The sequence below is a fragment of the Phycicoccus avicenniae genome, from assembly GCF_050496545.1.
Lineage (GTDB): Bacteria > Actinomycetota > Actinomycetes > Actinomycetales > Dermatophilaceae > Phycicoccus > Phycicoccus avicenniae_A.
This window is the reverse complement of the sequence record NZ_JBNVZV010000026.1, coordinates 1-11,710: the sequence shown is the minus strand read 5'-3', so window position 1 is coordinate 11,710 and position 11,710 is coordinate 1. Positions and strand designations below refer to the sequence as shown.

The window sequence follows — 11,710 nt, the reverse complement described above, 5'->3', positions numbered from 1 at the left end:
GTGGTCGGCGTGAGGAGGGCTTCGTGAACCCGGTCGCCGAGCTCCGGGCGTTCGTGCGGGCGGCGCTCGTCGACCCCGTGCCGCGGGACCACACCGAGTCCGACGCGGCGTTCCGTCGCCGCCGGCTCGTGGCCGTGGTCACCCTGCTGCTGGGGGCGGGCATCCTCGCGTACGCGCTGCGGATCGAGCCGGGCGACCCCACGTTCTACGTCGCCACCTTCGCGCTGGCCGCGGTGTGGGCGGTCGGGGCGTTCGCGTCCGGCCCGCTGCACCTCGGGCGGGCCCACCGTCGGGCGGGTCAGGGCGAGAGCCGCGCCGTCGTGCAGTCGCTCGCGCTCGGGGCGATGCTCCTGGTGCTCTTCCTCGCCGGCTCGGTCGTCGTCGCGCAGGTGCCCTTCCTGCGCGACCCGGTGCAGGAGCTCCTCGACCACGCCCGCTTCGGCTCCCTCGGCGTCGTCGCGGTCATCACGGTCGTGAACGGCGTCGCCGAGGAGCTGTACTTCCGGGGCGCGCTGTACGCCGGCGTGGGTCGGCGGCACGCCGTCGCCGTGACCACGGTCGTCTACGCCCTCGTCACGGCGGCGTCCGGAATCCCGCTGCTCGTCCTCGCCGCCGCGCTCGTCGGGCTGGTCGTCGGCCTGCAGCGCCGCGTGACCGGCGGCATCCTCGGGCCGGTCGTCACGCACCTCACGTGGTCCCTGGGGATGCTCTTCCTCCTGCCACCCGTCCTCGACCGCCTCTCGTGAGGAGCCCTCGATGACCTCCGTCCTCTGGTTGCGCCGCGACCTGCGCCGCCGCGACCACCCCGCCCTCGTGGCCGCCCGCGAGGCGGCCGGGGACGGTGACCTCGTGGTCGCGTTCGTCGTCGACCCCCGACTCTGGGACGGTGGAGGGCTCGTCCGCCGGGCCTGGCTGGCCGCCAACCTGCGGGCTCTGGACGAGTCGCTGGACGGTGGCCTCACGCTCCTGCACGGCGACCCGCGACAGGTCGTTCCCGCTCTGGCGCAGCGCGTCTCGGCCTCCTCGCTGCACGTCTCGCGCGAGACCACGCCGGCGGGCGTGCGCCGCGACGAGACCGTGCGGGACGCGCTGGGGGAGGGCGTCGAGTGGGTCGAGACCGGCACGCCGTACGCCGTCGGCCCGGGCCTGGTCACCAACGGATCGGGCGACCCCTACAAGGTGTTCACCCCCTTCGCGAAAGCGTGGCGACAGCACGGATGGCCCCAGCCGGCGCCCACGCCGCGCTCGCTCGAGGTGCGGCACGCCCGCAACGACGCCGACGCCACGGCGGCCCTCGACGCGGCGCTCGGCGCCCCCGACCTCCCCGAGCTCCCGCCGGCCGGCGAGGAGGCGGCGCTGCGCCGCTTCCGGTCCTTCCGCGACGACTCGCTCGGCGACTACGACGGCGACCGCAACCTGCCGGCGGTCGACGCGACCTCCCGGATGTCGCCGTACCTCAAGCTCGGCGTCGTCCACCCCCGCACCCTGCTGGCGGACCTCGCCGACCGCCGCGGCACGGGCGTCGAGACCTTCCGCGACGAGCTCGCCTGGCGCGAGTTCTACGCGGACGTCCTGTGGCACAACCCGAAGAGCGCGTGGCACGACCTGCGCCCGGCCCTGAAGGGGATGCGCTACGACGAGCCGGAGGACGCCATCGAGGCGTGGAAGGCGGGCCGCACCGGCTACCCGGTCGTCGACGCCGGGATGCGCCAGCTGCTCGCCGAGGGCTGGATGCACAACCGCGTCCGGATGATCACCGCGAGCTTCCTCACCAAGGACCTGCACGTCTGGTGGCCCGTGGGCGCGCGGCACTTCCTCGACCGGCTGTGCGACGGCGACGTCGCGTCAAACAACCACGGCTGGCAGTGGGTGGCCGGTACCGGCACGGACGCCTCGCCGTACTTCCGCGTCTTCAACCCGGTGACCCAGGGCGAGAAGTTCGACCCGAGCGGCGAGTACGTGCGGCGCTGGGTGCCCGAGCTGCGCCACCTCGAGGGCAAGGCCGCGCACACGCCCTGGGACCAGCAGGACGGGTACGCCCACGGCTACCCCGAGCGGATCGTCGACCACGCGGCCGAGCGCCAGGAGGCCCTCGACCGCCTCGCCGCCACCAAGCGCTGACCGACCCGCACCCCTCGACCCCTCGACCGCCGACCCCCGACCGCACAACACCTGACGAATGTGTCAGTTGTTGTGCGTCGAAGGGCGACCCGGGCGACGACAACCGACGAATGTGTCACGTGTCGTCGCCGGCGGCGCGTCCTCACCCGTCACGTCGGACCCACCTGTCCCGGGTTTGTCTAAGGTTCGGCGTATTTCCCCACACGGAGTTGGGGAAAGACGGAGCGCCTCGATACGCTTGCCACAGACGAGGGGAGTACTTCCCAAGTCCGCTCCGGTCAGTACGGACACCTTCGGGTGACCCCGGTGCGGCGCCGCCACCGCGGTGAAGGAGACCTCGGGCCTGTTCCGACCATGCCCCGAGGAGTTCCATGTCATCCCTCCCCACCCTCCTGGCCGCGGCCGAGCCCGCCGCCGCCACCGAGCAGTCCGTCGGCACCCCCCTCCTGTGGGGCGTGACCATCGGCGCCGTGCTCGCCCTCTTCGCCCTCGACTTCCTCCTGACGCGCAAGCCGCACGAGGTCTCGATGAAGGAGGCCGTCGCCTGGTCGAGCTTCTACATCGCCCTCCCGCTGGCCTTCGGTGTCTACATCTGGAGCCAGTACGGCGGCGACCGCGGCCTGGAGTACTACACCGGCTACCTCGTCGAGAAGTCGCTCTCGGTCGACAACCTCTTCGTCTTCATGCTCCTGCTCACGGCCTTCGCCGTGCCCAAGGAGCTGCGCCAGCGCGTCCTGCTCATCGGTGTCGCCGGAGCCCTGATCCTGCGCGGCATCTTCATCGCCCTGGGCGCGCAGCTCATCTCGATGTTCTCGTGGACCTTCCTGCTCTTCGGCGTCATCCTGCTCGTCACGGCGGTCAAGGTCCTCAAGGACGCCATGTCGCACGACGACCAGGCCGTCGACATCGGCTCGCTGCGCTCGGTCAAGCTGCTGCGCCGCTTCTTCCCGGTCGTCGAGGACTACCGCGGCCCGAACCTCACCGTCGTGGAGGCCGGCAAGCGCGCCCTGACCCCGCTCGGCCTCGTGGCGGTCGCCATCCTCGGCACCGACATCGTCTTCGCCGTCGACTCCGTGCCGGCCGTCTTCGGCATCACCGGCGACGCCTACCTCGTGTTCGCGACCAACGCCTTCGCCCTGCTCGGCCTGCGCGCCCTGTACTTCGTCCTCGAGGGGGCGCTCGGCTCGCTGGTCCACCTCGGCCACGGCCTCGCCGCGATCCTCGCGTTCATCGGCGTCAAGCTCGTCCTGCACTGGGCGCACGGCATCTGGCCCGGCACCCCCGAGGTCCCGACCCTCGCCTCGCTGGGCGTGATCATCGGCATCCTCGCGATCGTCACGACCACGAGCCTCATCGCCAAGCGGCGGGCCGAGGCGCGAGGCGAGAGCGTCGACGACGAGCCGCTCGAGAGCGTGGAGTCCGGCCGGTCCTGACCACCACGCACCTCACGACGCCGGCCGCCGGAGCACCTGACGAGGAGCTCCGGCGGTCGGTCCGTGGGAGCCGGGTGCCGTGGGCCGTCCCGACGAATACGGTGGGGGCGTGAGCGCGCCCGCACCCCTCGTCCGCGAGGTCAGAACGGACCACTGCACGGCCGAGGTGCTCGACGAGGGCGCGCTCGTCCTCCGGTGGGCGCCGGCCGGTCACGCTCCGGTCCTCTTCGCCCACCCCGCCGTCACGGTGCGCAGCGGGACCTCGCCGCACGCCGGAGTCCCGGTCTGCTGGCCGTGGTTCGGCCCCGGTCGCCGCGGTGGGATGACGCCCTCCCACGGCTTCGTCCGCACGGCCGTGTGGGAGCTCGTGTCCGAGGAGGAGCGGGACGGCACCACGATGCTCCGCCACCGGGTGACGTCGCGAGAGGCGACGAGCGAGGCGTGGCCGCACCCGTACCGGCTCGAGCTCGAGGCGCGGCTGGGCCGCACTCTCGAGCTGCGGCTCACCACCACCAACACCGGCGCCGAGCCCTTCGTCGTCGAGGAGGCCCTGCACGCCTACCTCGCCGTCGGTGATGTCCGGCGGGTGCTCCTCGGCGGCCTCGACGGCAGCACGTTCCACGACAAGGTGTCCGGCGAGGACCGCGTGCAGGAGGGCGACCTCGTGCTCACCGCCGAGACCGACCGCGTGCACCGCAGCGCGGCCGACGTCACCGTCACCGACCCCGTCCTCGGTCGGCGCCTCGTCGTCTCCACCGAGGGCGCCGCGAACCGCGTGGTGTGGAACCCGTGGGCCGAGAAGGGCCCCGGCATCGCCGACGTCGGCGACGAGTGGCCCCACTTCGTCTGCGTCGAGGCGGCCAACGTGCTCGACGACGTCGTCACCGTGGCTCCGGGAGAAAGCCGTTCGATGACCTACCGCCTCACCGTGGAGGACCTGTGACCAGCTGGCTCGACACCCCCACGCACCGCGAGTGGCTGGGGCGCGGCCTCTCCGACGTGCTGGGCTTCGCGCTCGGGTCGATCCGTCCCGAGGGCGGCTTCCACCACCTCGACGGCGACGGCGTCCCGTTGCCCGGCCGCTCACCCCAGCTCTTCCTCACCGCCCGCGTGGCGTACACGGCCGCCGCCGGTGTGCGGCACGGTATCCCGGGGTCCGGTGAGCTCCTCGACCACGCGATGGACTCGCTCGCCGGGCTGCACGCCGACCCGGTGCACGGGGGATGGCTCAGCGAGCCGGGCGCCGAGACCCGGAAGATGACCTACGACCACGTCCACGTCGGCCTGGCCGCCTCCGCAGCCCTCGGCGTCGGGCATCCCTCTGCCGCAGCCCTGCTGGAGCAGGTGGTCGAGGTGGTCGACACCCACCTCTGGGACCCCGCGAGCGGGACGCTGCTCGAGTCCTTCGCCCCGGACTGGTCCGACTCCGAGGACTACCGCGGCGCGAACGCCAACATGCACGGGCTCGAGGCGTTCCTCGCGATGGGCACCGCCACCGGCGACGCCGTGTGGCACGAGCGCGGCCTGGCCATCGCCGAGCGGCTCATCGACGGGTCGGCACGGAGCCAGGGCTGGCTCCTCCCCGAGCACTACTCCGCCGGGTGGGAGGTGCTGCCGGAGTACAACCGTGACGACCCGAACCACCCCTTCCGGCCGTACGGCGCCACCTTCGGGCACTCCCTCGAGTGGGCGCGCTTCCTCCTCCAGCTCGACGACTCGCCGCTCGTCGCCTCGCCCGCCTGGCTCGTCGAGTCGGCGGAGGCGCTGGCCCGGCGCGCCCTCGACGGCGGCTGGGCCCTGGACGGCCGGCCCGGGCTGGTCTACACCGTCGACTGGGAGGGCCGGCCGGTCGCCGACGTCCGGCTGCACTGGCCGGTGTGCGAGGGGATCCAGCTGTGCGCCACCCTCGTCCGCCGGACCGGCGACCCGCACTGGGAGGCCTGGTACCGGCGGCTCTGGGACCACGCGGCCCGCTGGTTCGTCGACGAGCGCGGCACCTGGCGCAACGAGCTCGACGAGCAGATGCGCGAGGCCGGCACCATCTGGCCCGGTCGTCCCGACGTCTACCACTGCGGCGGAGCGCTCGCGGGTCCCCTCGAGGCTTGACCCCGGGGGAGTCCCGGGGCCAGCCTGTCGGCATGGGACTCGTCGACCTCGTGGCCGGTCATCCGGAAGCCACCCCGCACGCCGAGGCGCTCGCACACGCCGAGCAGGGTGTTACCGTCTACTGGCGCCCGGGCTGCCCCTTCTGCGCCCGCCTGCGGACCGCCGTGCGCGGTGACCGCGAGCGGGCCCGCTGGGTGAACATCTGGGAGGACGACGCCGGCCGCGCCTACGTCGCGAGCGTCAACGACGGCAACGAGACCGTGCCGACGGTGGTCATCGACGGTGTGCCGCACACGAACCCGGACCCGAAGCTCGTCAAGGAGGCCCTGCGCCGCTGAGCGCACCGGCCCCCGAGGGGGTCAGAGCCAGCCGGCGCCCTGGGCGATGAGCAGCAGGCCGAAGACGAGGAAGGCCGCGGCCGCGCCGTACTTGATGACCTTCTCCGGCAGCTTGCGGCCGAGCACGGCGCCGACGCCGATGGCCAGCGCGTCCGCAGCGACCATCCCCACGGTCGAGCCGATCCACGTGCCGAGCCAGCCCTCCTGCGTGGCGAGGGTGATGGTGGCGAGCATCGTCTTGTCGCCGAGCTCGGCGAGGAAGAACGCGACGCCGACGGCGAGAAGCGCGGCGCCGGTGCTGCGACGCGCCTTGTCGGCCTCGTCCTCGGTCAGCTCGTCGCCGCGCAGGGTCCAGGCGGCGAAGACGAGGAACGCGACGCCGGCCACGATCGAGATCGTCCCCTGGTACTGCTCGAAGGCGGTCCCGACGGCGGCGCCGATGCCGACCGAGACGAGGTGGACGATCGCGGTGGCGGCGGTGATGCCGATGAGGACGTCGCGGACGCGGTAGCGGGTGGCGAAGGTCATCGCCATGAGCTGGCTCTTGTCGCCGAGCTCGGCGACGAAGATGACGGCGGTACTGAGCAGGAAGGCGTACATCGGTGGTCTCCTCGCGCTCCCGGCCGAGGAGCGTCTGGACGCCTTCGGCCAGGCGCGCCCGTGTCGGTGGGTGCTGCAACTGGCCGAAAGTCTCGTCCGCCACCCGAGGTGGCCCACCGCACCGGACCCGGGGGTCAGTGTGTCGACGCGGCGATTGGGGACTACTCCCTTTCGACCTCCCACGGTAGCGGGCGGGGACCGCGGACGGGAAATCGCCGGTGGGGGTGGTCCCGTAGGTTGGACGGCAGCGGGCGCCGGACGGCGGTGCACCGGTGCAGTGGAAGGGCGTGGTGGTCGTGGCACGGTCGGACGGTCTGTCCCTGGGCTACCGGATCGGCTGGCGCGTGCGGTACGCGCTGACCAGCGTGTTCGGCCCCGCCCAGCTCGGCACCGCCGACGACCCCCAGCAGAAGCTGCGCTGCGAGCGCGAGCGCCGGGTCGAGCAGGCCCGCCGCGAGCGCGGTACCACCGACTGACCCTCGCCACCGCTCCGCTCGGACCCGAGTGGCGCGGCTCACGGCATACCCGGGGCGGTGCGGGTCGTTGGACCTCTTCGTGACCACGACCCAACCCACCCCGGAGGTACCCGTGTCCGACACCGCCACCACCCCGCGCGAGGTCCGCCTCGTCTCCCGCCCCGTCGGCTGGCCCCAGCCCACCGACTTCGAGCTCGTCGCGAGCGAGGTCCCCGCGCTCGCCGACGGCCAGCTGCGCGTCCGCAACGTCGTCATGTCGGTCGACCCGTACATGCGCGGCCGGATGAGCGACGCCAAGTCCTACGCCGCCCCGTTCGAGCTCGGGAAGGCGATGGAGGGCGGCGCGGTCGGTGTCGTCGAGGAGTCCCGCGCCGAAGGCTTCGCGCCGGGCGACCACGTCCTGCACGGCCTCGGCTGGCGCGAGGTCGCCGTCCTCGACGCCAAGGCCGCCCGCGTCATCGACGTCGACGCCGCCCCGGCCTCGGCCTACCTCGGCATCCTCGGGATGACCGGCCTCACCGCGTACGCCGGCCTCACCCGCGTCGCCGCCCTCAAGGAGGGTGACGTCGTCTTCGTGTCGGGCGCCGCGGGGGCCGTCGGTGGCGCCGTGGGTCAGATCGCCAAGGCGCTCGGCGCCTCGAAGGTGATCGGGTCGGCCGGTTCGCCGGAGAAGGTGCGCCACCTCGTGGAGGACCTCGGCTTCGACGAGGCGTTCTCCTACAAGGACGGTCGCGTCTCGGACCACCTGCGCGAGCTCGCGCCGGACGGCATCGACGTGTACTTCGACAACGTCGGCGGTGAGCACCTCGAGGCCGCCATCGGCTCGCTGCGCCTCGGCGGCCGCATCGCCGTCTGCGGGATGATCTCCGTCTACAACGACACCGAGGCCTCCCCGGGCCCGCGCAACCTGGCGCGCCTCATCCAGACCCGCGGCCGCATCGAGGGCTTCCTCGTGGGTGACCACTACGACCTCGCCGGCGAGTACTTCGGCCGTGCCGCCCAGTGGCTGGCCGACGGCACGCTCTCCTCGCGCGAGACCTTCGTCGACGGCATCGACCACGCGGTCGACGGCTTCCTCGGCGTCCTGCGCGGCGAGAACACGGGGAAGATGGTCGTCCGCCTCTGACGATGCGCCCCCCGCCTCGCGCCCGGCCCCGTGGTCCTCGTGACCGCGGGGCCGGGCGTCGCTGGGACGATGGGTCCCATGACCGTCGCGCGCTCGATCGCCCTGTTCGTCCTCGCCGCGCTCGCCGAGATCGGTGGGGCGTGGCTCGTGTGGCAGGGCGTGCGCGAGCACCGCGGATGGCTGTGGGTCGGGGCGGGCGTCATCGCCCTCGGCCTGTACGGGTTCGTCGCCACCCTCCAGCCGGACGCGAGCTTCGGGCGCATCCTCGCGGCCTACGGCGGTGTCTTCGTGGCGGGTTCGCTCGTCTGGGGGATGGTGGTCGACGGCTTCCGGCCGGACCGCTACGACGTGGCCGGGGCGCTGGTGTGCCTGGTCGGGGTCGGGCTCATCATGTACGCGCCGCGGGGCGTCACAGGGTGACGAACCACTCGCCGTAGAACAGGCCGAGGCCGCCGAGCACGAAGATGCCGGCGATGATCCAGAACCGGATGACGATGGTGATCTCGGCCCACCCGACCACCTCGAAGTGGTGGTGCAGGGGCGCGATCCGGAAGACCCGCTTCCCCCGCAGCTTGAAGCTCGCGACCTGGATGATGACCGACAGCGTGATGACGACGAAGAGCCCGCCGAGGACGCCGAGCAGCAGCTCGGTGCGGGTGAGGATCGCCAGGCCGGCGAGGGCCGCGCCGAGGGACAGCGACCCGGTGTCGCCCATGATGATCGAGGCCGGGGCGGCGTTCCACCACAGGAAGCCGAAGCAGGCGCCCGCGACGGCCGCCGCGACGACGGCGAGGTCGAGCGCGTTCGACGTCGGGTAGCAGCTGGGTCCCGGTGCGACGGAGCAGCTCTCGTTGTGCTGCCAGAGGCTGATCATCGTGTAGGCGCCGAACACCATCACGCACGTGCCGGTGGCGAGGCCGTCGAGCCCGTCCGTGAGGTTGACGCCGTTCGAGGCGCCGGTGATGAGCAGGTTGGCCCAGAGCAGGAACAGCAGCGCGCCGACCACGGGGCCGGCGAAGGCGAGGTCGAGCGGGGTGTCGCGGACGAACGAGACGGCCGTCGAGGCCGGGGCCTGCCCGCGGTCGTCGGTGAGCCAGAGGGCGAGGGCCGCGAAGACGACGGTCACGAGCGTCTGCCCCGCGAGCTTCTGGCGCGACGTCAGCCCGAGGCTGCGCTCGGCGCGGATCTTGGTGAAGTCGTCGACGAACCCGACCGCCCCGAGGCCGACGAGCAGGAACAGGACGAGCAGGGCGCTGAGCGAGACCGGGTCGCTGCGCACGCCCGCGAGGTCGACGGCCTCGACGCCGACCAGCGCCAGGTGCGACCCGAAGTAGCCGACGAGCGCCGCCCCGATGATGACGGCGCCGCCCATCGTCGGCTTGCCGCGCTTGACGTGGTGCAGCGTGAGGTCGTCGTGGATGGGCTGGCCGTAGCCGCGCCGGACGAGGAAGCGGACGAACAGCGGTGTGCCGAGGAGGGACACGAGCAGGGCGAGACCGCCCGCCAGCATGACGTTGACCATCGCCGCTCCTTCCCCCGGCCCAGAACCCTAGCCGCGGGGTGGCGCCCGGCCGAGGAGGCTCGCAGGAGAGGGCGAACCACCCCGGCCGGGGCCGTGCCGTCGCTGGGTCGGCCCGCAGGGGGCCGGCCCGGTCAGCCCTTGACGGCGCCCACGGTCATCCCCGCGATGACCTGCTTCTGGAAGAGGGCGTAGATGACGAGCTGGGGGAGCAGCACGAGGGTGGCGGCGGCCATCATCGCGCCGTAGTCGACGGTGTACTGGCCCTGGAACCTCGAGACGGCCAGCGACACGGTGACCATGTCCGGGTCGTTGATGAGGATGGAGGCGAAGGGGAACTCGTTGAAGACGTAGACGACGTTGAAGATGAGGATGGTGGCGATGACCGGGCGCATCAGGGGGAGCACGACCGTCCAGCACAGGCGCCAGAGGCCGGCGCCGTCGATGATCGCGGCCTCCTCGAGCTCGGTGGGGAACTCGCGCAGGAATCCGGTGAGCAGCAAGGTGTTGAACGGGATCGAGACCGCGACGTAGGGCAGGACGAGGGCGGCGTAGGTGCCGAAGACACCGAGGGCGAGGTCCAGCCGGTACACCGGGAACAGGAGGATGTAGACCGGCACGGCGAGCCCACCGAGCACGTAGAAGCGCAGGCTCGACTGGACGCGCGGCCGCCGGAAGACCATGCGGGTCAGCGCGAAGGCGGCCATGAACGAGACGGCCGTCCCCACGGTCACCGAGACGAGCGCGATGAGCAGCGTGTTGCCGTACATGCGCAGCAGCGGCGTGGACTCGAGGACGGCCAGGTAGTTGTCGAGGGTGAGCCCGGAGAACGCGAACGGGTTGCCGAGGATGTTGCCGCTGGGCTGGAACGACAGCAGGACGATCCAGGCCAGGGGCAGGACGATGAGGAAGGTCACGAGGTAGGCGGCCACCCCGGCGACGCGCAGCCCCCGGCGTCGGCGGCGGGGCGGGTCGGCGGTGGGCGACGACGACGGCACGGTGATCCTTCCCGGGGCCTGGTTTGAGCGCGAGCTGGTCGTGGTCATGCCGTCCGCCGTTCCCGGGACACGAGGAGGTAGGCGACCGAGACCACGGCCCCCAGGAGCGTGATGATCACCGCGAGCGACATCCCCAGGCCGTACTTCTGGTTCGTGAAGGTCAGGAAGTACATGTAGCTGACGAGGGTCTCGGACCGGTGGACCGGCCCGCCCCCCGTGAGCATGTACACGAGCTCGAAGATCTTGAAGACGTTGGTGATCATGAGGATCGTGACGATGGCGAAGGTCTCGCGCATCATCGGCACGGTGACGTACCGCAGCTGCTGCCACCCGGAGGCGCCGTCGAGGGAGCTGGCCTCGAGAACGTCCTCGGGCAGGACCTGGCGGCCCGCGTAGAAGATGGTCATCGCGAATCCGATGCTGCTCCAGATGAACACGAGGGCGACGGCGTAGGGCGTCAGGGTGTCACCACCGATCCACTGGACCGGCCCCACCCCGATGCCGGCCAGGGCGCGGTTCAACAGACCGATCTTCGGGTCGAGCAGGAAGACCCAGATGAGGCCGACGAGGATGGGCGCGATGATCGCCGGCGCGAAGACGAGCGCTCGCAGCGCCCCGCCGGCGCGCACGGTGCGCCGCAGCAGGAGGGCCAGCCCGAACGAGCCGGGGACGAGCACGGCGAGGCTCACGACGAGGATGATCAGGGTGTTCTGCAGGGAGCGCCAGAAGAACGGGTCGTCGAAGAGCGCGGCGTAGTTGGCGAGGCCGATGAACTCGGGCTCACCGAAGCCCTGGAACTTCGTGAGGCTGAAGACGAGCGAGTAGCCGAGCGGGTAGGCGATGAAGACCGTGAAGAACGCCAGCGCGGGCGCGAGCATCAGGGCGATCTTCCAGCGGGAGCTGATCCAGACCACGGAGGTGACTTCCTGACGGTGGGCGTGGGGGGGGGGGGGGGGGGGGGGGGGGGGGGGGGGGGGGGGGGGGGGGGGGGGG

13 protein-coding genes are annotated in these 11,710 nt (G+C 72.2%); 9 read left to right on the top strand and 4 right to left on the bottom strand.

The window, feature by feature from the left end; genetic code table 11:
• Positions 1 to 23: 23 nt before the first annotated feature.
• The 6 genes from ACQZ2A_RS17690 to ACQZ2A_RS17665 all read left to right on the top strand — a co-directional run bounded on the left by ACQZ2A_RS17690 (position 24) and on the right by ACQZ2A_RS17665 (position 5,998).
• A complete protein-coding gene (locus ACQZ2A_RS17690) occupies positions 24 to 746 on the top strand; it encodes a CPBP family intramembrane glutamic endopeptidase (RefSeq protein ID WP_430213729.1) in 723 nt (240 codons plus the stop codon).
• Positions 747 to 756: 10 nt separating this feature from the next.
• Complete coding sequence (locus ACQZ2A_RS17685; RefSeq protein WP_430213727.1) at positions 757 to 2,121, top strand: cryptochrome/photolyase family protein; 1,365 nt, start codon at positions 757 to 759, stop codon at positions 2,119 to 2,121.
• A 371-nt stretch (positions 2,122 to 2,492) separates the two neighbouring features.
• The gene (locus tag ACQZ2A_RS17680) at positions 2,493 to 3,554 is read left to right on the top strand and encodes a TerC/Alx family metal homeostasis membrane protein (RefSeq protein WP_430213725.1); all 1,062 of its coding nucleotides are present in this window, start codon (positions 2,493 to 2,495) and stop codon (positions 3,552 to 3,554) included.
• A gap of 109 nt (positions 3,555 to 3,663) precedes the next feature.
• Positions 3,664 to 4,497, top strand: a complete 834-nt coding sequence (locus ACQZ2A_RS17675; protein WP_430213723.1) for a D-hexose-6-phosphate mutarotase — start codon at positions 3,664 to 3,666, stop codon at positions 4,495 to 4,497.
• Complete coding sequence (locus ACQZ2A_RS17670) at positions 4,494 to 5,660, top strand: AGE family epimerase/isomerase (RefSeq protein WP_430213721.1); 1,167 nt, start codon at positions 4,494 to 4,496, stop codon at positions 5,658 to 5,660. Before ACQZ2A_RS17675 ends, ACQZ2A_RS17670 begins: the two co-directional genes overlap by 4 nt.
• 32 nt (positions 5,661 to 5,692) lie before the next feature.
• Positions 5,693 to 5,998, top strand: a complete 306-nt coding sequence (locus ACQZ2A_RS17665) for a glutaredoxin domain-containing protein (RefSeq protein ID WP_430213719.1) — start codon at positions 5,693 to 5,695, stop codon at positions 5,996 to 5,998.
• Between the two features lie 21 nt (positions 5,999 to 6,019).
• Here ACQZ2A_RS17665 and ACQZ2A_RS17660 read toward each other — a convergent pair whose 3' ends face one another.
• Positions 6,020 to 6,598 carry a TMEM165/GDT1 family protein gene (locus tag ACQZ2A_RS17660; protein WP_430213717.1) on the bottom strand — a complete coding sequence of 193 codons (579 nt, stop codon included), beginning with the start codon at positions 6,596 to 6,598 and terminating at the stop codon, positions 6,020 to 6,022.
• A gap of 296 nt (positions 6,599 to 6,894) precedes the next feature.
• Here ACQZ2A_RS17660 and ACQZ2A_RS17655 point away from each other — a divergent pair, with 296 nt between their 5' ends.
• The 3 genes from ACQZ2A_RS17655 to ACQZ2A_RS17645 all read left to right on the top strand — a co-directional run bounded on the left by ACQZ2A_RS17655 (position 6,895) and on the right by ACQZ2A_RS17645 (position 8,620).
• Complete coding sequence (locus ACQZ2A_RS17655) at positions 6,895 to 7,074, top strand: hypothetical protein (protein ID WP_430213716.1); 180 nt, start codon at positions 6,895 to 6,897, stop codon at positions 7,072 to 7,074.
• 79 nt (positions 7,075 to 7,153) lie between these two features.
• Positions 7,154 to 8,200 carry an NADP-dependent oxidoreductase gene (locus ACQZ2A_RS17650; RefSeq protein ID WP_430213714.1) on the top strand — a complete coding sequence of 349 codons (1,047 nt, stop codon included), beginning with the start codon at positions 7,154 to 7,156 and terminating at the stop codon, positions 8,198 to 8,200.
• Positions 8,201 to 8,278: 78 nt separating this feature from the next.
• The gene (locus tag ACQZ2A_RS17645; protein ID WP_430213712.1) at positions 8,279 to 8,620 is read left to right on the top strand and encodes a YnfA family protein; all 342 of its coding nucleotides are present in this window, start codon (positions 8,279 to 8,281) and stop codon (positions 8,618 to 8,620) included.
• On the opposite strand, the gene mraY is transcribed toward ACQZ2A_RS17645, so the two are convergent.
• From mraY to ACQZ2A_RS17630, 3 genes are all read right to left on the bottom strand, one after another.
• On the bottom strand, positions 8,610 to 9,722 hold the full coding sequence (gene mraY / locus ACQZ2A_RS17640) for a phospho-N-acetylmuramoyl-pentapeptide-transferase (RefSeq protein WP_430213710.1): 1,113 nt from the start codon (positions 9,720 to 9,722) through the stop codon (positions 8,610 to 8,612). The genes ACQZ2A_RS17645 and mraY overlap by 11 nt on opposite strands.
• Before the next feature lie 131 nt (positions 9,723 to 9,853).
• Complete coding sequence (locus ACQZ2A_RS17635; protein WP_430213709.1) at positions 9,854 to 10,765, bottom strand: carbohydrate ABC transporter permease; 912 nt, start codon at positions 10,763 to 10,765, stop codon at positions 9,854 to 9,856.
• Positions 10,762 to 11,631, bottom strand: coding sequence for a carbohydrate ABC transporter permease (locus tag ACQZ2A_RS17630; RefSeq protein WP_430213708.1), 870 nt, complete (start codon positions 11,629 to 11,631; stop codon positions 10,762 to 10,764). The genes ACQZ2A_RS17635 and ACQZ2A_RS17630 overlap by 4 nt, the downstream gene beginning before the upstream one ends.
• Positions 11,632 to 11,710 lie beyond the last annotated feature (79 nt).